Origin of the sequence: Actinocrispum wychmicini, assembly GCF_004345645.1 — a bacterium.
Classification (GTDB): Bacteria; Actinomycetota; Actinomycetes; order Mycobacteriales; family Pseudonocardiaceae; genus Kibdelosporangium; species Kibdelosporangium wychmicini.
In genome coordinates this window covers 966,119-986,209 of record NZ_SLWS01000001.1, presented here as the reverse complement: position 1 = coordinate 986,209, position 20,091 = coordinate 966,119, and the positions used below count along the sequence as shown (strand labels likewise).

The window sequence follows — 20,091 nt, the reverse complement described above, 5'->3', positions numbered from 1 at the left end:
AGTCGCAGGCAGTGCCTGATTGTCCTCGCTCCGCTCGGACGGGTTTGGCCGCCTTCAGCCGGCCATTTCCACCCCAGCCCACGCGACCGACATCTCCGCTCGGGGCTGGGTCTCGCCGTGCCTGGGGCGATGTCGGGCGTGTTCTGGGGCGTAAATGACCGGCGCGGCCAAACCGGGGTTGGGTGTCGGGCAAAACTCCGGCCTGGGTGTGTGGCTGTCCCGGATCAGGTGCTGACGGTGAAGGTTCGCGAGTCCCAGCCGGTGGCTCCGTTGGGGGCCGGGTCGGCGCGGTCCTGGGTTTGGGTGTAGCCGGTTTTGTCGGTCGCTCGGCACTCGACCGTGTGATCGCCCGGTCGGATGTCCAGGTCGGCTTTCCACATCCGCCATGTGTCCACGGTCACCTCGGTGGCGAGCTGGGTGGGCCGCCAGTCGCCGCCGTCCACCCGGACCTCCACCTTGCCGATGCCCCGGGTCTGCGCCCAGGCGATGCCGGCGACGGTGACCCTGGTGCCCTTGACGGTGTCCTGGCTGTGCGGGCTGTCGATCCGGGACTGGGTCTTGATCGGGGCCTTCTGGGACCAGCCGCGGTCGATCCAGTAGGCGTTGGCGTCGGTGAACTTGTTGAAGTTCATGTCCACGACCCACTTGGTGGCCGACACGTACCCGTACAGCCCGGGGACGACCATCCGGGCGGGGAACCCGTGCTCGACCGGCAGCGGCTCGCCGTTCATGCCGATCGCCAGCATCCCGCGGTCCAGCACGTCGGCGACCGGCGTGCCGCAGGTGAACCCGTCGACGCTGGTGGAGAACAGCTGGTCGGCGCCGGGTTTGACGCCGGCGTCGGCGAGGATGTCGCGGAGCGGGACGCCGATGAACGTGGCCGTGGAGATGAGGTCACCGCCGACCTCGTTGGACACGCACGCGAGCGTGATGGTTCGCTCGATCAGGGGACGTTGCCGGATGTCCTCGTAGCGCAGGGTCAGCTCTTTGTCGACGGCGCCGTGGATCCGCAGCGCCCAGTCCTCGGCCCGCAGCTTGGGCACGGTCAGCGCGGTGTCGATCCGGTAGAAGTCGCGGTTGGACGTGAGGAACCGCGGCGTGGCCGGGCTGAAGTCGACGCCCGTAGGCACGGGCGGCGCCGGCGTGGTGGGGGCGAGCGCGCCGACCGCGGTCCGGGAGCCCTCCACGTCGACCCGGTTGGCCAGGAGTTGCCCGGCGACCCCGGCGACGCCGACCCCGGCGACCACACCGACGGACACCTTCAGGAACTTCCGGCGGTCCGCGTCGTCAACGATCTCGTATGCGCGGCGGTGCAGCAGCCGGAACACCCCAGCGCCGGTGACCAGGCTGACCACGGGCGCGAGCACGGACAGCTGGCCGACGTCCGGCCGGACCATGACGGCGACGATGCCCACGATCCCGATGACGACGGCGATGATCACGCCGGGTGTCGACGACCGCCGGGACACCAGCCCGGCCGCCACCGCGATCCCGAGCAGTACCAGGCCCATGCCGATGAACAGGACGAGCTTGTCGTACGTGTAGAAGGTCGCCTTGGCCCAGTCCTGGATCGGCTTGGGTGTGATGTCGATCGCGGTCTTGCCGACGGCCAGCAGCGGCGAGGCGTTCGAGTCGATCACGCCGGCGACCAGATGCCCGAACGCCAGCGCGGCGGCGACCGAGATGACGCCCACCAGGCTCGCGCGCGCCCTGGGAAGCCTGCCGTCGTCGTCACCACGGGCGGCGACCGCGACATCGACCTGCTCGGTGTTCAACTGCTTCACACCCTTCATTCGATGCCCTGGATCAACTCGTTCGCATCATCTCGACGGAAACGGTAAGAACTCCGTTACGTTCTGCCCGATTGGAGCGATTCGCACCACACCGGGGCGGTGGGAAATCATCCGCTCCGAACGCACCCCCGCGTAACTATCGTCCCATTGGGGGATAACGATGACCGAAGAAAGCCCTGACCCGTCCCCAGTACCGCAACCGTCCGATCCGGCCACTCCGCAGGTCGAACCGCGGCCAAGTGGCGCATTGCCTGTGCGGCAACAGGACCAGCCGTTTCCGGCGGTCCTGCCGCCGGTCACCGACCCCGATCCGACAATCTGAGAATCGTCGAGTTGGCGAAGAACCCGAACCGCTGCGCCGACGCCGGACGAGCGTATGTCAAGGCATCGACGAGCAGGGATCTGCGGAAACAGGCCGAAGCCCTCGTGGACATGCTGGGCACCTGTCAATGAAAGACCGAAGAAGCGGTTCGACCAGATGGACAACAGCTGCTGAGCTATCGGGTGAGGGCGGCCCGGAACCGGGCCTCCTCCACCTTCCAGTAGCCGTGCTCCACGCCGTCGATGAGGATCACCGGGACGCGGTCGCCGTACTCGGCGCGCAGTTCGGGGTCGGCGTCGACGTCCTGGGTTGTCCACGGCACGCCGAGTTCGCCGCAGATCCGGGACACGTCCGCTTCGGCTTGTTCGCACGCGTGGCACTCATGCCGGCTGACCACGATCACTTGGGGCACGGGCTATACGTTACGCAGTGACGCGCGGCGCAGTTTGCCGGTGATCGAGTGGGGCAGCACGTCGACGAACTCGACCGGGCCCGGCACTTTGAACTTCGCCAGCCGGGCCGTGCAGTGCGCGTGCACGTCCGCCTCGGTCAGGGCCGCGCCGGATTTCAGCACGAGCACCGCTTTGACCCGCTCGCCTGTCCGCTCGTCGGGGACGCCGACGGCCGCCGCCTCGACCACGTCCGGCAGTTCCGCCAACACCTGCTCGACCTCGTGCGGGTACACGTTGAAGCCGTTCACGATGATCAGGTCGTTCGCGCGGTCCACCAGGTGCAGGTCGCCGTCGTCGTCGAGGTAGCCCACGTCGCCGGTGCGGAACCATCCGTCGGCGTCGGGGCCGTGCGCGCCGTCGGGCCAGTAGCCGGAGAACAGGTTGGCGCCACGGACCGAGACCACACCGGCGTCCTCTTCTTCGTCCTCGCCGCCGGGTGTTCCGTCGCTGTCCACGAGTCGCAGCTCGACACCGGGCAGCGGCCGGCCGACCGAACCGGGTTTGGCCACGCCGCCGACCAGGGTCCAGGTCACCACCGGGCCGGTCTCGGTCAGGCCGTAGCCCTCGAAGACGTTGAGGCCGGTCGCGGCCCGCATGGCGGCCAACGTCGCCGGGTCGAGCGGGGCCGCGCCGGAGGTCAGCAGGCGGAGTGTGGACAGGGCGTCGTCCAGCTGGTCCGACGGCACCTGGGCGAACGCCTGGTACATCGGTGGCACGCCGACGATCGCGGTGATCCGGAACTCCTTGCACGCCCGCAGGGCCGGTTCGACGCTGAAGTGGTCCATCAGCACGCCGGAGGCGGCCGCGGCGGCGACCTGGAACACGCCCGGCCCCAGGCCGTACGCGTGGAACAGCGGCACCGCGAGCAGGACCCGGTCGGTGGACGTCACCGGAGCCGGTTTCAGGGCGGCGCACTGGGCGACGTTCGCCAGCAGCGCCCGATGCGACAACATCACGCCACGCGGCACACCCGCGGTCCCGGACGTGTAGCAAAGGACAGCGATGTCCTCGCCGCCGGAGACGGCCGCAACGGGTTCCGCGGCACCACCGGCGGGCGGTTCGTCGATCACGAACCTGGGTGTGCTGTGGTCGGTGATGCGGGCGCGTTCACGATCAGGAAGGTCCACCGCCATCGGCACCGCGATGCCGCCCGCGCGCATCACCGCGAACAGGGACGTGACGAGCGCGACGCCGGTCGGCAGCCGGATGGCCACCCGCTCGCCGGGCTGCAGCCCGTCGTCGAGCAGGCGGCGCGCCTCGGCGTTGACCGCGGTGTCCAGCTGGGCCCAGGTCACCACCACGTCGCTACCGGCCTCGGCGAACGCGAGGCGGTCAGGTGCCTGCCTGGCCGCGTCCGCGACCAGGTCGGACACGTTGCGCGGCGCCTCCGCCATGGCTGAACCTCCGAATGGGTCTTTGGGTTTCGACACGCAGTGTGGCATGCCTCACTTGCGTCACGTAGGTGCGCATATCGTGTCTCATCCTCATATCCAACCCGCTACCTACTTCGCAGTAACAACCCGTATGCTGCGCTATGGCTCCGGCGCGGCGGTGCGGTCGCTCGGGAGAACCGACGAGGGAGTACCCATGCCTTCACCGTCGTGGCAGGCGCGTTCCAGCGCCCAACCACGGCCGGATGCTGGCACGGACCAGGAGCCGGACGTCCAACACCGCCAGGCGTGGGAGCTGGTGCACAGCGCCCAACGCGGCGACACCTCCGCCTTCGGCAAGCTGTACGGACGCTATGTGGACGTCGTCTATCGGTACGTGCTGTTCCGGGTCGGCGACCGCGAACTGGCCGAGGATGTGACGAGCGAGACGTTCCTGCGGGCGCTGCGGCGGATCGCGTCCGTCACCTACCAGGGCCGGGATGTGGGCGCCTGGCTGGTGACGATCGCCCGCAACCTCGTGCTCGACCACGTCAAGTCCAGCCGGTTCCGGCTGGAGGTGACCAAGGCCGAGGTGGACGACGACCGCACCGTCCAGGTCGGCCCCGAGCAGCAGGTCATGGCGAAGATCACGAACGCCGAGCTGCTCAGGTGCGTCGAGCAGCTCGGCGACGATCAGCGTGAATGTATCGCCCTGCGTTTCCTGCAAGGGCTTTCGGTGGCCGAGACCGCTGAGCTGATGCACCGCAACGAAGGGGCCATCAAAGCGCTTCAGCACCGGGCGGTCCGCCGCCTTGCCCAGTTGTTGCCCAACGGGTGGCGTTGATCTTCATTTCCTGCCAGGTGTGCCCGGCGTCGACGGACCGGAATACCGCGGAACCGTCCGCGGAGTCCGGCGTGCCGTCCACCACGAAACCGACTTTGTCGGTCACGAAACGCAGGTCGAAAAGACCGAATCCGCGCTCGCTCAGGGTGAGCGACTTCCAGGTCTGGCCGCCGTCGAAACTGTTGTGCAGGATTCCGATCCCACCGCCGACCGCGGCGATTGTGATGTTCTGCGGCGAGGCCGGTCCGAAGCCCTGTGTGATGCCCACGTCCGGGGCCGGCGCGGACGCCTCGAACGTGCCGCCGAGCTGCGGAGCCGTCCACACCTGCCGGGTCATGTGGCCGGGCGCGGGCGAGCCGCCGCCGCCGTTGCACAACACCATCGGCCGGCCGTCCCTGATGCCGCCGAGGCGGGCGAAGTTCGCCACCGGGCAAGGCGAGGGCGCCACCCGGAAGTGAATTCCGTCCACGGAGTAGCCGTATTGCTCGGACGCGAAGTCGGCGCCGAGGTAGAGCTGGATGACGTTGCCGTCCACGGCGATGTCGCCGTAGTTGATGCCGCCCTTGGCGACGAATCCGGCGAGTGGCCGCAGAATCGTCGCCCCGACCGGGGCCGAGTAGATCTGGGTGAAATCCTCTTCCCCGTTTCCGAGGGACTGCGCCACGGCGAACACCTTGCCGTGTGAGATCGCGACCTTCGAAATGAAGAACGGCGTGCGTAAGGCGCTCAGGCTGATCTGGTACCAGCTGCGTGCCGAATCGTTGGTGGCCCACAACGAAGTCCCGTCGGAGACGAAACTGGTGCGCCGGTCGATGACGGTGAGCTGGACCTGGTTGTGGTTGTCAGGGAGCTTCACCGGCGGCGGGGTCAGCGCGTGCCAGGTGGCACCCCCGTCGACGGTGCCGAGCAGCGCGGGACAGAGGTCCCCGCCGCAGGGCGTGTAGCCGAACACCGCACCCCGGCTGGCCGTGAGCCAGCTGGTCGAGGACGGCAAAAAGCCCGCCTGGCCTGCGTAGGAAGGAGTAGAAAAGACGAGTAGGCCCGCCAGCGCGGCGAGCACGACACGGATCCTCACTATCCGGAGACGGTTGACCACTGAACGGGGTTGCCCGCCGGCCGTAACTGTGAGTGCGATGGATTCGTTATCTCTTCCGAAGACCTGAGCATCGATTCGAGATGTCGGCTACCCCAGGGAGACCGGTGGACAGCGCGTCAGACGACCAGGCCGAGCGGTTCGCTCGCGCTGTGGAGTCGCGCACATCCGATCCCGAGTTCGACGCCGAGCTGGCGATCGTCGCGGCGCTGCGCGACATCGACGTCAAGCCGGACGACCTGGCCCGGGCACGGATGCGCAAACGTGTGCTCAACGCGGCCCGACCGGCTGTCAGCTCCCGGCGCGGCCGGTTCGCGGTGGCCCTCGCGGCCGCGCTCGCGCTGGTGTTCGCCTTGGCCGGGATGAGTTTTCTGCTGTCCAAGGACGCGCTGCCCGGCGACGCGCTTTACGGTGTAAAAAAGACCGCCGAGGCGGCCTCGATGGGCCTGACGTTCGGTGACCAGCCCAAGGCCCTCAAGCGCCTGGAGTTCGCCGCGGCCCGGGTCGACGAGATGACGAAGCTCGCCGAACTGCACCCCGACCTGGGCAACGCCCCCGTCGGCGGCTACCTGACGGCGTTGACGGACTTCGACAACGACACCTCGCAGGCGTCCCGCCAGCTGATCGCGCTGTCCACCCGGGGCGACCTGCAGCAGCTGAACACCCTGAAGGTCTGGTCCGGCCAGCAGGACGGCCGGCTGGCCGCGCTCGACCCGCGCCTGCCGATCCAGGCGCGGGACAAGGAGCGGGAGTCGCGGCAGCTCCTCGTCCGGATCGCCGACCGGGTCACGGCCCTGCTCGGCCGGGTCGAGTGCTACCAGATCACCACCGGTGCGTCCGACGACATCGGCCTGCTGCCCGCCTCGGACGCCTGCCAGCGGCCCGCGGCGAACACCCTGCCGCCGGGCGTGCCAAGCCCGCCCGGCAACCCGCCGAAGGTGAAGACGTCCGCTCCGCAGACGCCACCGCCCGCGGCCCCGTCGGAGGCGGCGCCGACCCCGCTGACCACGTCCGCGCCACCGGTCCCGTTGGTGCCGGTACCCGTACCCACCCCACCGACCCGGCCGGCCGACCCCGACATGCCCTCGCTGCCCATACCAATCCTGCAAATTCCGGCCCTGCTCCCCGGACTCCCGGCGATCCGGATCGGTTGATCTCCTTCGGGTCAGTACCCTGTCTTGATGGGGGTAACTCGTGATTTTCCCGGAGGCTCGGCAGTGACCCGCAGGCGTGAACAGGAGAAACAACCGGAGTTGGAACGGCTGGCCGTCCTTGCCGGCGCAGCCTCCGCCGACGCCGCGGTCGCGATGGAGCTCGAGGCACCTCCGGTCAGCGGGCCGCCGGATCTGACCGCGGCCGCCTTCTTCGACGTGGACAACACCATGATGATGGGCGCGTCGATCTTCCACTTCGCCCGCGGGATGGCCGCGCGCAAGTTCTTCACCACCGGTGACCTGGCCCGGTTCGCCTTGGAGCAGGCCAAGTTCCGGCTGATGGGCAGCGAGAGCAAGGAAGGCATCAAGCGCAGCCGGGAAACCGGCCTCGGCTTCATCGCCGGCCACGGCGTCGACGAGATGCGCGCGCACGGCGAGGAGATCTACGACGAGCTGATGGCCGACAAGATCTGGTCGGGCACCAGGGCGCTCGCGCAGATGCACATGGACGCCGGCCAGCGGGTCTGGCTGGTGACGGCGACCCCGGTGGACCTGGCCGCGATCATCGCCCGCCGGCTCGGCCTGACCGGCGCGCTGGGCACGGTCCTGGAAAGCGAGAACGGCGTGTACACCGGGAAGCTCGTCGGTGACCTGCTGCACGGCCAGGCCAAGGCGCACGCGGTCCGGGCACTGGCCGCCCGCGAGGGCCTGGACCTGCGGCGCTGCTCGGCCTACTCGGACTCAGTCAACGACGTGCCGATGCTGTCGGTGGTGGGCACCGCGGTGGCCATCAACCCGGACGGTGACCTGCGGGACGTGGCCCGCAAGCGCGGCTGGGAGATCCGCGACTTCCGGACCGGCCGCAAGGCGGCGAAGATCGGCGTGCCGTCGGTGCTCGGCGCGGGCGCGCTGGCCGGGGCGATCGCGGTCGGGTTGGCGTACCGCAGACGCGAAGCGTCGTAACCGCGCATTCGTGGTACCTCTGAAGATGTGACCAGATTCGCAACGCTGGTGCTGTTGGCGCTGTTTGTCGCCGGATGCAACCCGGGGACAGGGTCTTCGGTTGGCAGCAAGGCGGCCACGGCGACCATGCAGGCGACTGTTCAGCAGCCGACCCCCGTCCCGGCGCCGACCTCGACCACCGGATCCACCGCCCCCAGTCCGGGCAAGGCGTGGCAGATGCCCAACCTGGTGGGCAACAACCTACAGGCCGCCCAGGACCAGATGCAGAAGCTGACCGGCGACCCGCTTTTCCTCACCACGTCACACGACGCCACCGGCAAGAAACGCCAGCAGGTCCTGGACCGCAACTGGAAGATCTGCGCGCAGACGCCGGCCGCGGGCACGTCGATCACCATCAAGTCGGTGATCGACTTCGCCGCCGTGAAGAACGAGGAGCAGTGCCCGTGAGCCCGTGTGTCAGCCGCGGAAGACGCCGGGGCGTTGGTCGAGGAGGCGGTAGATCGTCTGCTGGATCGTCTCCCGGACCTGGTCGGTCAGGTTGAACACCACCGCCGGGTCGTCCGCGTCGGCCGGGTCGTGCTCGTCCGTCCTGATCGGACTGCCGAACTCGATGTACCACTTGGACGGCAACGGGACCGCGCCAAGCGGGCCGAGCAACGGCCAGGTCGGCGTGATCGGGAAGTACGGCAGGCCCAGCAGCCTGGCCAGCGGCTTCACCTCGCCGATCTTCGGGTAGATCTCCTCGGCGCCCACCACGGACACCGGGATGATCGGCACGCCGGTGCGCAGCGCCGCCGCGACGAACCCGCCCCGGCCGAAGCGTTGCAGCTTGTACCTGTCCTTGAACGGCTTTCCCACGCCCTTGAAGCCTTCCGGCCACACCCCGACGATCTCGCCGGACCGCAGCAGCCGTTCGGCGTCCGCCATGCACGCCAGCGTCTGGCCGGTCTTGCGCGCCAGGGCACCGAGGACCGGGATCTGGAAGACCAGGTCCGCGCCGAGCATCCGCAGGTGCCGGCTGGTCGCCGTGTTCTCGTGGACCGCGATGGCGGTCATCACCGAGTCCACCGGCAACGTGCCCGAGTGGTTCGACACCACCAGGGCGCCACCGTCCGCCGGCAGGTTCTCCGTGCCGCGCGCTTCCACGCGGAACCACTTGTCGTACAACACTTTCAGTGGCGGCATGAGCACGTTGTCGGTGAGCTGGGGGTCGAAGCCGAACTCGTCGACCGAGTAGTCACCGGCCAGCCGCTTGCGCACGAAACCGAGCGCGTCGGCCAGGCTCTGCCTGATGCCGGTCGGCTCTGGCCGCGGGTGCAGCGGGGTCGGTTCGACTGGGGGGCGCGTGTCCGGAACGGGTCGCGCGACCGCGCGGCCGTTCCCCATCCGACGACGTTGTGCGGGGCTGCGCAGGGGAATGACTTGAGCTTCCTGCATGTGCGGTTCACCCATCGATACGTCTCTTGTCGTGTACGAAGTCGTCAAAGGCCTGCCGGGTGCTCCACTTCGGCTCGAACCCGAAGTCGCGCTTCAGCCGTGTGGTGTCCACGACCCGGCCGTAGTTGAGGAACTGGATCTGGTCGTCGGAGAAGTCCACGCCTTTGAGGACACGGCCGGCCGCGGGCAACGCCGCCCGCGGCATGGGCACGGGCAGCTTGCCCGCGCGCCGGATGGCCTGTGACAACGACAGCACGCCGTCGCCGCCGACGTTGTACACGCCTGGCAGATCCGCGACGGTCGCGCGTTCGAGGACGGCTAGCGCGTCCTCGGGATGCAGCAACTGCACGCGCGCGTCGTACCCGAGCACGGTTGGTACGACAGGCAACGCGAAATACCGTGTGAGCACAGTGTCCACACCCGGGCCGATCATGTTCGTCAGCCTGGTCACAGTGACGCGGACGTCTGGGCGACGGCGTGCGAAACCCCGCACGTAGCCTTCGACTTCGACCGCGTCCTTGGCGTACCCACTGCTCGCCTTGGGCGCCATGTCCTCTGTGCACACCGCCGGTACCCGCGCGCCGGCGCCGTAGATCGCCGCACTGGACTTCACGACCAGATTGCGGACCAGCGGCGACCGTTGACACGCGGCGAGCAGCTGCATGGTGCCGATCACGTTCATCTCTTTGATGACCGTGCGGCGGGACGGGCCCGGCGGGTTCGCGGTCGTCGCGGCATGGACGACCGTGTCCACCCGGGCCGAGCTGAGCACCTTCGCGATCAGCGGATTGCGGATGTCGGCGCGGACGAACTCCGCCCGGCCCATGGCCTTCAGCAGGCTGCTGGCGGGCGGAGCGGTGTCCACTCCGAGAACTCGTTCGATGTCCGGGTTGGCGGCGAGGCGTGCGGCCAGATGTGCTCCGACGTACCCGCCCGCTCCGGTGACCAAGACGACCTTGGGCGCCATGCGTCTCCCTGCTACAGGCGTACTGACCGCCAGTAGCCTACCCCCGTGACCTGACTGTTACCGGTCCCGGATACGAGGTGTTAACGCAGGTCACACATGCTTTCCACGGTTATCACCCGATCGGCGCAGCGGGTTACTTGCCCTGCTTGCGACGCGCGTGCCGCGTCTTGCGCAGCAACTTGCGGTGCTTCTTCTTGGACATCCGCTTCCGACGCTTCTTGATAACCGAGCCCATACGGGTTCCTTGCCTTGTCTGTCTCGATGGGGACTGAGCCCGCATGGTCGCACAATCAGGGGCACAGCACGAACGACCGCCGAGTTTACCCGGCGGTCACCCGGGCTCCTCGCCTGGCTGTCAGCCGGCGTCGAAGTACGCGTTCTCCAGGTAGGTGTGGACAGCCTGCTCCGGTACCCGGAACGACTTCCCCACCCGTACCGCCGGCAGGTCACCGGAGTGCACCAGCCGGTAGACGGTCATCTTCGACACCCGCATCATCTTGGCCACCTCGGCGACGGTCAGGAACTGCACCGAGGAGATGGCCGTGGGTTCTGAACTTCGTTGCTGGTTGGTCGGCATGGTTCACGCGTCCTTAGCCACGCGTCGCGCTGCCGATCTTCCCCATCGACAGTATCGACACGCACGTGCTTCTCAAGAGAGTAGCGGGACACGTGTGACAGATGCGACCTCCGTCAGGCGTACTGGCAGGACACCCAGCGTGTGCAGGGTGTGTTCACGACTCGTGCGCCTTGCCGAGCTCCTCGGAACGGTCGCGCGCGGCCTCGATGGCCGCGAGGAGCGCCGCGCGCACCCCATGGCGCTCCAGTTCACGGATGGCCATGATTGTCGTGCCCGCGGGCGACGTGACGGCCTCACGAAGGGTCACCGGGTGCTCGCCGGTCTGGGCGAGCATGGCGGCCGCGCCGACGGCCGACTGGATGATCAGCTTCTCCGCCACGTTCCGCGGGATGCCCAGCAGGATCCCCGCGTCGATCATGGCTTCCACCAGGAAGAAGAAGTACGCCGGGCCGGAGCCGGACAGGGCCGTCACGGCGTCCTGCTGCGACTCGGGCACCCGGATGACCTCGCCGACCGTGCCGAGGATCTCCTCCACCAGCACCAGGTGCTGCGGGGACGCGTGCCGGCCGGCGGAGATCACGCTCATGGCCTGGCCGACCAGCATCGGGGTGTTCGGCATGACCCGGACGACCGGCACGTCGTTTGGCAGCTTCCGCTCGTACAGCGACGTCGGCAGGCCGGCGCACAGCGACACCACCAGGTTGCGGGGCGAGATGACCGGGGCCAACTCGTCCAGTACCGGGTCGATGTCCTGCGGCTTGACGGCCACCACGAGCACCTCGGCGTCGCGGACGGCCGTCGGGACGTCGACCACGCGGACGCCGTACTGCTTGGTCAGGGCCGCCGCTCGTTCGGCGTAGCGCTCGGTGAACATGAGCTGCTCCGGCAGGCGGCCGCCGGACAGCAGCCCGGACAGCAGCGCCTCACCGATCTTCCCCGCCCCCAGCACAGCGATGGTCGTCATGCCGGACAGCGTGCCAGATGCCCTACCCAGGCGTAGCGGTCAGGGCGAGCTGCCTGGCCTGGCAGACCAGCCGTCCGGTGGAGTCCACCACCGTGGCGTCCGAGTCGAACCAGGCGCCGTGCACCGCCCGGCAGTCGACCTGGATCCGCAGCCAGCCCGGGGCCGGCCGCGACCGCAACAACGCCGTCAACTGCACCGCGGGCGACCAGCCCATCCGGCCGAGGTTGAACGTCACGGGCATCGAGATGTCCCCGGCGACGAGCGCGAACAACGGGTCCGCGTGCTCACCGCGCGGTCGCACCCACAGCCGCAGCCGCAGCGGGTCGCCCACGTGGCCGTGCAGGAACCCGGCGCCGGACGGATCCAGGCGGACGTCACAGCCCTCGGTCAGCCGGAACATCGAGGCCGACGGCAGCGTCGAGATGTCGATCGCGTTGCCCGGCGGCTCGGCCGACTGGTTCGGCAGGTCCGTCCACGCCGCCCGGTCGCGCGGCAGCCGGCCCGTGGTCACCACGGCCTCCACACACGACCGACCGCGTTGTTCCAGGTTGACCGCGACGACCGTGGCCTGCCGGCCGGTCTTGCGAACCTCGGTCCGCAGCAGGGCCGGGCCGACACCAGGGGCGTGCAGGAACTGCGCGCTCACCGCCAGCGGGTCCACCAGCGGTGTGCCGTTGCCCGCGTGCAGCGCCACCGCGGTTTTCGCCAACAACGCCAACAGGAAACCGCCGTGCGGTTTTCCGGCGACGGTCCATTCCGCGGGCAGTTCAGCGGTGAATGTGCCGTCGCCGAGCGGCCTTATCGCCGCTGCTGTGCTGAACGAGATCACGTTGCTTCCTCGCCCGTTCACGAATGGCTGACCAGTGCTCGGGTGAAGAAGGTCTTATTGGCGAATCTCTCAGCCAACCGGCGCATGAGGTAGCCGTACCACTGAGAGCCAAAGGGCACGTAGACCCGCACTGTCTCCCCCTCCTGCGCCAACTGGCGCTGCTCATCTGGCCGGACCCCGAAAAGCATTTGGTATTCGTGGGTTCCCGGCTTCCGGTAGTACCAACGCGCCCGATCGCCGACGATACGCACCAGACGGGGGTCATGGGTTGCGAACATCGGGTATCCGTTGCCGGACAACAGCGTGTTGGCACACCGGACGTAACTCGGGTCGACGTGCCTGTCATAGGCAACAGTCAACGGTTTCGTGTATGTGCCTTTCGCCGACCGCACCCGCGAGCCGGCGAGCCCTTCGGCGGGCGGGGTGGCGGGCCGGCAGGCGGCGGCGAGGTCCCGGCTGACCGGGGCGGTGGCGACCAGACGACGGATCGCGTCGTTGCCCGCCGCCGCGAGAATGAGCGATCGCAGCGGATGCACACAAGGACTCTACGGCTAAGTAAGAAGCCGTCTGTGATCTGGGATACCTATTCGGGCCTGGTGATCAGCTGTCAAGATGCAAGCGGGCGAACAACAACGCCTCAGCGAGGTCCCGTACCCGCTCAGCGGGGCTCTTCGCGGCCCGCGTGTTGATCTCCAGTACGACCTGTCCGGCGAAGCCGTTGGCGGCCAACATCTCGCACAGCCGGTCACAGGGCTGAGTGCCACGGCCGGGAACCAGGTGCTCGTCGCGCGGGGCGCCCGAGCCGTCCGCGAGATGCACGTGTTTGAGCCCGGCCCCCATGCGTTTGGCCATGTCGATGGCGTCGTCCTGGGCCGCCGCGGTGTGCGAGAGGTCCAGTGTGTAGTGCTTGTGGCCGGCGTCGGTCGGATCGGTCGACGGCTTGAACGCGGACATACTTCGCCCGCGTGCCAATGGTTTCACCGGGAACATGTTCTCCACCGCGATCGCGATCCCGGATCTGGCCTCAAGGTTCGCGACGAGTTCGGGGAAGTTCTCGGCGTACCGGCGCTGCCACCGGAACGGCGGGTGTACCACGACCGTGGGCGCGCCGAGGTCCTGCGCGGCCTCCACCGCGCGCCGCAGCCGGATCTCCGGGTCGGGCGACCAGATCCGTTGGGTGATCAGCAAACACGGCGAGTGGATCGCCGTGATGGGCACACCGTGGTTACGCGAACACCTGCGCAGCGCGTCGACGTCCTGGCTGACGGGGTCCGCCCACACCATCACCTCGACACCGTCGTACCCGAGCGCTCGGGCGATCTCGAACCCTGTCGCCGCGTTCTGCGGGTACACCGAAGCGGTCGACAGTGCGACGGGGATGGGTGTCAATGGTTCAACAACACGGGTGACACGGTGATCACGAGGCTGACGACCATGGTGCCGATCGTGGTCACCAGGTCTTCCTGATGGCGGATCTTGCGGACCACCAACACCATGCCTGCGGTCACGACCAACGCGATCACCAGCGCGACGATCGCGAACTTGCCCCACAGCCAGTTGAAGCCGAGCCACAGCGCGGCGCCGCCGATCACCCCGATGGCCAACTGGCCGCCCATGGCCAGCCATTCCCGCGCCGGCGACCGGGCACCTTCGGCCTCGTCGTCCTCCTCGTCGACGTAGTCGTCGTCCAGGCCGATCGGGCGGTCGTGCTCGACCGACCGCGGATCTTGCTGGTAGTCCTGCCCGTACTGGTCGTCGTCCAGCTCGATGCCCTCGACGAACTGGGTCCGTTGCTGCGGGTCGGCCGGGACCGGGTCGAAGCCGTGGTACTCGGTCGGGTAGTTGTCCGACTCGTCCGGCTCGTGCTGGGGGAACTCGTGGGCCGGGAACTCGGGCTGCGGAAACGCCGGCTGGGGCGCCCGGGACGTCCTGGCCACGCGATGCGGCGCCGGGTGCTGCCCGGTACGCATGCCAGGCGCGGACTGCTCGTCGGTGACCCGCGGGATCTGCTCGGTCAGCCCGTCCTGCATCGGCTGCGGTGGCGCCGCGGCACGCAGGTCCGGCCGACTGTCCTGCCGGCCGTCCAACCGCGCGGCCAGCCCACCCGGCTCGGGCGCGGGCCAGCCCCCGGTCGGCTGCGGCATCTGCTGCGACGGTTGCGGCGGCTGCGGCGGCCGGGGAACGGGCTTGGGCAGTTGTTGCGACGGCTGCGGCATCTGCTGTGACGGCTGCGGCAGCGGTTGCGAGTTCTGCGGCAGCGGACGGCGTTCGCGGCGATCGGGCGGCGGGACCGGCGGCATCTGCCGCTGGGTCGGCTGTACCACCTGGGGCGCCGGCGCCGGCGGCGGCAGTTGCTGCGCCGGCTGCGGTTGCGGCATCTGCTGGGACGGCTGGGGCACCGGGCGGTGCCGGGTGGTCGGCGGGGCCGCTGGTCCCGGCGGATCCTCGTCGGGGGGCTGTTCGTCGCCGACCGGGCGCAGGCGGCTGTTCGTCGAGTTGACCCGGTCGATGATCGCCTGCGGAGCGGTCTCCTCGGCGTCCTCGGCCCGGCGGCGGCGCCTGCGGGGCGTGCTCTCCTGCGAGCCGTCGCCGTACTTGGCGAGCAACTCGGCCACCGTGCGCTGGGTGCGCTCCGGCCCTTCCTCTCGACTCATCTCTTCCACCGTGCCAATACGGGACGCGACAGTCCAGAGCCGGATCCCGTCATTTCGACTCCAACGGGCCATCGGTCTGGTCAAGTCTGCGCAGAATGACCCCTTCGCGCAGTGCCCACGGGCAGATCTCCAGCTCCGGGCGGGACAACGCCCGCATGCTCGCCTGCGCCACGAGCGCCCCCGCGACGAGCTGGTGCGCGCGGCTGGCACTCACTCCTTCCAGTTCCGCCAGGTCGTGCGCTGACATCCGGGAGACGAACGCGAGCAGCTGGCGTAACCCGGCCTCGGTGAGCACCCGGCGAACCCGCGGTCCCTGAGAGGATGGCGCGGCACCGGTCAGTCTCGCCAGTGTCCGGAAGGTCTTCGAGGTCGCGACCACCCGATCGGGTTCGCCGTACTTCAGCACCTTCTTGGCCACCGGGGCCAGTTGGTCCTCGAGCCAGCCGACCGTCTCGGCGATCTCGGTGCGGTTCGGCGGGTCGTGCGAGAACCTGGTCCGCGTCAGCCGCCCGGCGCCCAACGGCACGGACAGCGCGCGGTCGGGCTCCTCGTCCCGGCCGACCGCGATCTCCAGCGAACCGCCGCCGATGTCCAGCACCAGCAGGCGGCCGGCGGACCAGCCGTACCAGCGCCGAGCGGCCAGGAACGTGTGCCTGGCCTCGTCCTCGCCGGACAGCACGATCAGTTCGACGCCGGTCTCGTCACGCACGCGTTGCAACACCGTGACGGCGTTGTGCGCCTCGCGGACCGCGGACGTCGCGAAGGCCATGAGCTCCTCGCAGCCGAGCTGGGCCGCTGACGCCTTGGCCGACGCGACCGTTCTGACCAGCTCGTCCGCGCCCACCCTGGACAGGTCGCCGGTCCGGTTGATGCGCTCGGCCAGCCGCAACACCGTCTTCTCGGAGCGCGCCGGCAGTGGATGGGCACCCCGGTGGGCGTCCACCACGAGCAGGTGGACGGTGTTGGAACCGACGTCGAGCACGCCTAGGCGCATGACCGAAACGTTACCTGGCGCTCGGGGGAGGCCGGTCCTTAGGACTCGAACTTGTACCCCAGCCCGCGCACGGTCACCAGGTGCCGAGGTGACGACGGGTCGGGTTCGATCTTGGACCGCAGCCGCTTGACGTGCACGTCCAGGGTCTTGGTGTCGCCGACGTAGTCCGCGCCCCACACCCGGTCGATCAGCTGGCCGCGGGTGAGCACCCGGCCGACGTTGCGCAGCAGGTACTCCAGCAGGTCGAACTCCTTGAGCGGCAACGAGACCTCGCCGCCGTCCACGGTCACCACGTGCCGCTCGACGTCCATCCGCACCGGCCCGGCCGCCAGGACCTGCGGCAACAGCTCGCCCTCCGGGCCGCCCTCGCCGCCGCGCCGCAGCACCGCGCGGACCCTGGCGATGAGTTCACGCGCCGAGTACGGCTTGGTGACGTAGTCGTCGGCGCCCAGTTCGAGGCCGACCACCTTGTCGATCTCGCTGTCCCGCGCGGTCACCATGATCACGGGGACCGCCGAGCGCTGCCGCAGCGCCTTGCACACGTCGGTGCCGCTCATCCCGGGCAGCATCAGGTCAAGCAGCACGATGTCCGCGCCGTTGCGGTCGAACTCCTCGAGCGCCTGCTGGCCGGTACCGGCCACGGCCGCCGTGAACCCCTCCTTGCGCAGCAGGAAGGCCAACGGGTCGGCGAAGGACTCCTCGTCCTCGACAATGAGAACCCTCGTCACAGCGCTCCTCCATGATCAATCTCAGTGCCCGGCGCGGGGACCCGCGCCAGGACCTTGTCCCCGTTCACCCGTCGTGCGGGGATCCGGAGCGTGAACGTGGAGCCCGTTCCCGGCTTGCTCCACAGCTTCACCTCGCCGCCGTGGTTGGCCGCGACGTGCTTGACGATCGCCAGGCCCAGCCCGGTGCCGCCGGTGACCCGCGACCGCGCCTTGTCGACCCGGTAGAACCGTTCGAACACGCGCTGCTGGTGCTCGTCGGCGATGCCGATGCCACGGTCGGTCACCGCGATCTCGACGTGGCCGTCGAACAGGCGCCGGCTGATCGACACCGGACTGCCCGGCGACGAGTAGGCGACCGCGTTCTCCAGCAGGTTGCTCAGCGCGGTCACCAGCAGTGTGCGGTCGCCGTCCACGAGCAGGCCGCTGGGACTGTCGGTGGCGATCTCCACGCCGCTCGACTCCAGGGTGAGCGTGGCGCGGCTGAGCGCCTCGGCGACGACCGCGTCCACTTCGACCGTGTTCAGCTCGGGCAGCTTCTCCGCACCGGTCAGGCGGGACAGCGCGATCAGCTCGGTGACCAACGTGCCCAGCCGGGTGGCCTCGCGCAGGATCTTGCCGCCGAACCGGCGGACCTGCTCCTCGTCGTCGGCGGCGTCCAGGACGGCCTCGGCGAGCAGCGCCATCGCCCCGACCGGGGTCTTGAGCTCGTGGCTGACGTTGGCGACGAAGTCCCGCCGGGTGGCCTCAAGGCGGACCGACTCCGACTCGTCGGCGGCGTCCACCACCGTGAACCCGTCGCCCAACGGGCGGACCTCGGCACGGACCGCGGTGGGCTGCCGCCCCCGGCTCTCCAATGGCGTGAGATCGATCTCGGCCGTCTCGCCGGTCTCGATCACCAGCTCGGCCGCCTTGCGGGCCCGGTCGTCCACCCGGTTGTGCGACACCACGCCCAACTCCGCCGCTCGCGGGTTGTACAGGACGACCGCCCCGAACGGGTTCACCACCGCTACACCGGTCCGGGCGTCGTGCACGATCCGCTGCACCAACTCGGCCACGGTCGGGCCTGCGGGACGGCGCATGGCGCGCCGGCTGTGGCGGCGGCCGACCAAGTAACCGACAAGGCCGCCGATCAGCAGCGGGCCGATCGACAAGGCCAGGTAGGCCGGTACGGTCACGCCCGAATGGTAAGCAGGTAAGGGGGCTGTTGTACCAGTCCGACGTGCCGTTCCGTGATCCCCGTGACACCGTTCGGCGCTTTGTTCTTCTCAGCGTCGGTCTCAGTTCACCCAATCGTGTCTGGTTGACCCGACGGGTATCCGGGCAGCAGACTCAGAAGCGTCATGGAGACACGTGCTGGAGTCGTCGTGCTACGCGGACACCGCGAGCTCTACGAGCGCACGCGGCACCTCTTCGCGAGAGCCAGGGACATCACCTGCGCCGCCAACGACGTGCGCACATGGGCTTCACACAACCAGCCGGCCTCCCCGCTCGGCATGCGCAAGCTCTACCGGCCGGGCGTCCTGCTCGACCCGACCGGAGCCCAACACGCACGGTTCGCGGCCGCTACCGGAGCACAGATCCGGATCACCAACCTGGAGCTGACCGAGGCGGTCGTGGTGGACCGCCGGGTCGCGATCCTGGCCGGCGACGGCAGCTTCACCGTCGTGTGGATCCCGGCCGTGGTCACCGGGATGTCGGCGATCTTCGACGCGGCCTGGCAGGAGTCCACCGACCTCGCCGACTACGAACGCGACCACGGCGAAGTGTGCTCGATGGCGCCCAGGATGCTCGAACTGCTCGGCTCCGGCGCGGCCGACGGAGTGGCCGCGCGGTCGATGGGCCTGTCCTTACGCACCTACCGGCGTCGGGTCACCGAACTGATGACCACCCTGGGCGCCACGTCACGCTTCCAGGCCGGTGCCCGCGCTCGCGAGCTCGGCCTGCTTTAGTCAGTAGGCCAAGAAGATCCGTTCTTGGGTGATCGGATAGCCGGCCTTGGCGAAGTTGGCCGCCATCGGGACGTTCGTACTGTCCGTGTCGGCCGCGACCCGGTCCGCGCCCTCAGCCACCAGGATGTGCGTGCACTCCAGCAACAGGTCGTAGGCGTAGCCGTGGCCGCGTTGCTCCGGCACGACGCCGACGAACCCGACGACCGGGGTCACGTGGTTGCGGCTCGGGACCGTGATGCCGACCAGGTCACCGTCCGGTGTGTACGCCAGGCGCCACCATTCGCGTGGTGACGGAAACCACTGCAGGTCCGCCAGTTCGGAGCGGGCCGCCTCGTCCGGGGACATCCGCTTCAGGTCGGCGATCTTGTGGGCGTCCAGGCTGCCCTCCTGGATCCGCCGCAACACGTCGACGATCACCTCGTCGTCCGGTTCCGGCCGGAACGACAGCCGGCCGGGCCGGTCCGGCAGGCCGTCAGCCGGAGTCCAGGTGTAGCGGTACCGCTCGACCAGCGGCTTCATGCCCGCGGCCACAGCCGCGTCGATCCGGGCGTTCGCGGCCGCCGCGACCACCGGGTCGGCCCGCCAGCCGGCGGGCAGCATCAGGCAGTACTCGGCCGTGAACGGCGCCTGCCGGAGCAGCTCCACACCGGCGTCCGGGTCGGTGAAGTCGAACCAGTCCAGCGCGCCCGGCTCCGAGTCATCCGGCCCGCCCCACCAGGCGGCGCGCGCGACGACCTCGCCGTCCCGCAACGCCACCCACGTCCACTCGGGACGGTACTGGTTCTTGGCCACCAGGTCCGAATAGGAACGGCCGAACACGGCGACACCCACGACGTCGGGGGCGTCGAACGCGGTGAACAGCTGTTCCTCGCCCGCGACCAGCGGGCGGATGACAAAGCTCATGAACTACCTTCCGGGAAACGCGCTCCCGGTCGACGAGACCAGGCGAAAGCGCGTGACAGTTAACGTGCACACAGTTGACATGAACACAGCTCTCACCT

The 20,091-nt window shown here is 69.1% G+C and carries 21 protein-coding genes and 1 pseudogene; 5 read left to right on the top strand and 17 right to left on the bottom strand.

Features of this window, described 5'->3' with window-relative positions:
- Positions 1 to 224 precede the first annotated feature (224 nt).
- From EV192_RS04965 to EV192_RS04955, 3 genes are all read right to left on the bottom strand, one after another.
- Complete coding sequence (locus EV192_RS04965) at positions 225 to 1,775, bottom strand: molybdopterin-dependent oxidoreductase (protein ID WP_243726707.1); 1,551 nt, start codon at positions 1,773 to 1,775, stop codon at positions 225 to 227.
- A 515-nt stretch (positions 1,776 to 2,290) separates the two neighbouring features.
- Positions 2,291 to 2,518 carry a glutaredoxin family protein gene (locus tag EV192_RS04960; protein WP_424923347.1) on the bottom strand — a complete coding sequence of 76 codons (228 nt, stop codon included), beginning with the start codon at positions 2,516 to 2,518 and terminating at the stop codon, positions 2,291 to 2,293.
- 12 nt (positions 2,519 to 2,530) lie between these two features.
- Positions 2,531 to 3,961 (bottom strand): AMP-binding protein, encoded by a 1,431-nt coding sequence (locus tag EV192_RS04955; protein ID WP_132111496.1) that lies wholly within the window; start codon positions 3,959 to 3,961, stop codon positions 2,531 to 2,533.
- Between the two features lie 193 nt (positions 3,962 to 4,154).
- Here EV192_RS04955 and EV192_RS04950 point away from each other — a divergent pair, with 193 nt between their 5' ends.
- Entirely contained in the window at positions 4,155 to 4,781 is a 627-nt protein-coding gene (locus EV192_RS04950; RefSeq protein ID WP_132111494.1) for a sigma-70 family RNA polymerase sigma factor, read from the top strand.
- On the opposite strand, the gene EV192_RS04945 is transcribed toward EV192_RS04950, so the two are convergent.
- Positions 4,717 to 5,841, bottom strand: coding sequence for a WD40/YVTN/BNR-like repeat-containing protein (locus EV192_RS04945; RefSeq protein WP_207925884.1), 1,125 nt, complete (start codon positions 5,839 to 5,841; stop codon positions 4,717 to 4,719). The genes EV192_RS04950 and EV192_RS04945 overlap by 65 nt on opposite strands.
- A gap of 140 nt (positions 5,842 to 5,981) precedes the next feature.
- Between EV192_RS04945 and EV192_RS04940 the strand changes: the two genes are divergently transcribed.
- The 3 genes from EV192_RS04940 to EV192_RS04930 all read left to right on the top strand — a co-directional run bounded on the left by EV192_RS04940 (position 5,982) and on the right by EV192_RS04930 (position 8,438).
- On the top strand, positions 5,982 to 7,028 hold the full coding sequence (locus tag EV192_RS04940; RefSeq protein WP_132111492.1) for a DUF5667 domain-containing protein: 1,047 nt from the start codon (positions 5,982 to 5,984) through the stop codon (positions 7,026 to 7,028).
- Positions 7,029 to 7,091: 63 nt separating this feature from the next.
- Positions 7,092 to 7,991, top strand: a complete 900-nt coding sequence (locus EV192_RS04935; RefSeq protein WP_243726638.1) for an HAD family hydrolase — start codon at positions 7,092 to 7,094, stop codon at positions 7,989 to 7,991.
- 27 nt (positions 7,992 to 8,018) lie between these two features.
- Complete coding sequence (locus EV192_RS04930) at positions 8,019 to 8,438, top strand: PASTA domain-containing protein (RefSeq protein ID WP_132111487.1); 420 nt, start codon at positions 8,019 to 8,021, stop codon at positions 8,436 to 8,438.
- A 9-nt stretch (positions 8,439 to 8,447) separates the two neighbouring features.
- Here EV192_RS04930 and EV192_RS04925 read toward each other — a convergent pair whose 3' ends face one another.
- The 12 genes and pseudogenes from EV192_RS04925 to EV192_RS04875 form a co-directional block, all read right to left on the bottom strand.
- The gene (locus EV192_RS04925; RefSeq protein WP_243726637.1) at positions 8,448 to 9,377 is read right to left on the bottom strand and encodes a lysophospholipid acyltransferase family protein; all 930 of its coding nucleotides are present in this window, start codon (positions 9,375 to 9,377) and stop codon (positions 8,448 to 8,450) included.
- Positions 9,378 to 9,435: 58 nt separating this feature from the next.
- Positions 9,436 to 10,395, bottom strand: a complete 960-nt coding sequence (locus EV192_RS04920; protein ID WP_132111483.1) for an NAD-dependent epimerase/dehydratase family protein — start codon at positions 10,393 to 10,395, stop codon at positions 9,436 to 9,438.
- Positions 10,396 to 10,528: 133 nt separating this feature from the next.
- The gene (locus tag EV192_RS04915; protein ID WP_076993459.1) at positions 10,529 to 10,630 is read right to left on the bottom strand and encodes a 30S ribosomal protein bS22; all 102 of its coding nucleotides are present in this window, start codon (positions 10,628 to 10,630) and stop codon (positions 10,529 to 10,531) included.
- A gap of 120 nt (positions 10,631 to 10,750) precedes the next feature.
- Complete coding sequence (locus EV192_RS04910; protein WP_132111481.1) at positions 10,751 to 10,972, bottom strand: helix-turn-helix domain-containing protein; 222 nt, start codon at positions 10,970 to 10,972, stop codon at positions 10,751 to 10,753.
- 154 nt (positions 10,973 to 11,126) lie between these two features.
- Entirely contained in the window at positions 11,127 to 11,936 is an 810-nt protein-coding gene (gene proC, locus EV192_RS04905; RefSeq protein WP_132111479.1) for a pyrroline-5-carboxylate reductase, read from the bottom strand.
- Between the two features lie 22 nt (positions 11,937 to 11,958).
- Positions 11,959 to 12,762 carry a thioesterase family protein gene (locus tag EV192_RS04900; RefSeq protein WP_165960271.1) on the bottom strand — a complete coding sequence of 268 codons (804 nt, stop codon included), beginning with the start codon at positions 12,760 to 12,762 and terminating at the stop codon, positions 11,959 to 11,961.
- 20 nt (positions 12,763 to 12,782) lie between these two features.
- A pseudogene (locus EV192_RS04895) lies at positions 12,783 to 13,166 on the bottom strand (proline dehydrogenase family protein); the annotation flags it as partial.
- Between the two features lie 199 nt (positions 13,167 to 13,365).
- On the bottom strand, positions 13,366 to 14,154 hold the full coding sequence (locus EV192_RS04890) for a sugar phosphate isomerase/epimerase family protein (RefSeq protein ID WP_243726636.1): 789 nt from the start codon (positions 14,152 to 14,154) through the stop codon (positions 13,366 to 13,368).
- Positions 14,151 to 15,419, bottom strand: coding sequence for an NfeD family protein (locus EV192_RS55520; protein ID WP_243726635.1), 1,269 nt, complete (start codon positions 15,417 to 15,419; stop codon positions 14,151 to 14,153). The genes EV192_RS04890 and EV192_RS55520 overlap by 4 nt, the downstream gene beginning before the upstream one ends.
- Positions 15,420 to 15,468: 49 nt before the next feature.
- Positions 15,469 to 16,413 carry a Ppx/GppA family phosphatase gene (locus tag EV192_RS04885; RefSeq protein WP_132111473.1) on the bottom strand — a complete coding sequence of 315 codons (945 nt, stop codon included), beginning with the start codon at positions 16,411 to 16,413 and terminating at the stop codon, positions 15,469 to 15,471.
- Between the two features lie 38 nt (positions 16,414 to 16,451).
- The gene (locus EV192_RS04880; protein WP_132111471.1) at positions 16,452 to 17,141 is read right to left on the bottom strand and encodes a response regulator transcription factor; all 690 of its coding nucleotides are present in this window, start codon (positions 17,139 to 17,141) and stop codon (positions 16,452 to 16,454) included.
- Complete coding sequence (locus EV192_RS04875) at positions 17,138 to 18,316, bottom strand: sensor histidine kinase (protein WP_243726634.1); 1,179 nt, start codon at positions 18,314 to 18,316, stop codon at positions 17,138 to 17,140. The genes EV192_RS04880 and EV192_RS04875 overlap by 4 nt, the downstream gene beginning before the upstream one ends.
- A 165-nt stretch (positions 18,317 to 18,481) precedes the next feature.
- Here EV192_RS04875 and EV192_RS04870 point away from each other — a divergent pair, with 165 nt between their 5' ends.
- On the top strand, positions 18,482 to 19,090 hold the full coding sequence (locus tag EV192_RS04870; protein ID WP_132111469.1) for a helix-turn-helix domain-containing protein: 609 nt from the start codon (positions 18,482 to 18,484) through the stop codon (positions 19,088 to 19,090).
- On the opposite strand, the gene EV192_RS04865 is transcribed toward EV192_RS04870, so the two are convergent.
- Positions 19,091 to 19,993 carry a GNAT family N-acetyltransferase gene (locus tag EV192_RS04865; protein WP_132111467.1) on the bottom strand — a complete coding sequence of 301 codons (903 nt, stop codon included), beginning with the start codon at positions 19,991 to 19,993 and terminating at the stop codon, positions 19,091 to 19,093. It abuts the gene before it with no gap.
- Positions 19,994 to 20,091 lie beyond the last annotated feature (98 nt).

Bases quoted from the DNA above. Each gene is read 5' to 3' on its own strand.
- EV192_RS04955 (WP_132111496.1), bottom strand. From the start codon at position 3,961: ATGGCGGAGGCGCCGCGCAACGTGTCCGACCTGGTCGCGGACGCGGCC.
- EV192_RS04950 (WP_132111494.1), top strand. From the start codon at position 4,155: ATGCCTTCACCGTCGTGGCAGGCGCGTTCCAGCGCCCAACCACGGCCG.
- EV192_RS04925 (WP_243726637.1), bottom strand. From the start codon at position 9,377: ATGGGGAACGGCCGCGCGGTCGCGCGACCCGTTCCGGACACGCGCCCC.
- EV192_RS04920 (WP_132111483.1), bottom strand. From the start codon at position 10,395: ATGGCGCCCAAGGTCGTCTTGGTCACCGGAGCGGGCGGGTACGTCGGA.
- EV192_RS04915 (WP_076993459.1), bottom strand. From the start codon at position 10,630: ATGGGCTCGGTTATCAAGAAGCGTCGGAAGCGGATGTCCAAGAAGAAG.
- EV192_RS04910 (WP_132111481.1), bottom strand. From the start codon at position 10,972: ATGCCGACCAACCAGCAACGAAGTTCAGAACCCACGGCCATCTCCTCG.
- proC (WP_132111479.1), bottom strand. From the start codon at position 11,936: ATGACGACCATCGCTGTGCTGGGGGCGGGGAAGATCGGTGAGGCGCTG.
- EV192_RS55520 (WP_243726635.1), bottom strand. From the start codon at position 15,419: ATGAGTCGAGAGGAAGGGCCGGAGCGCACCCAGCGCACGGTGGCCGAG.
- EV192_RS04885 (WP_132111473.1), bottom strand. From the start codon at position 16,413: ATGCGCCTAGGCGTGCTCGACGTCGGTTCCAACACCGTCCACCTGCTC.
- EV192_RS04870 (WP_132111469.1), top strand. From the start codon at position 18,482: ATGGAGACACGTGCTGGAGTCGTCGTGCTACGCGGACACCGCGAGCTC.
- EV192_RS04865 (WP_132111467.1), bottom strand. From the start codon at position 19,993: ATGAGCTTTGTCATCCGCCCGCTGGTCGCGGGCGAGGAACAGCTGTTC.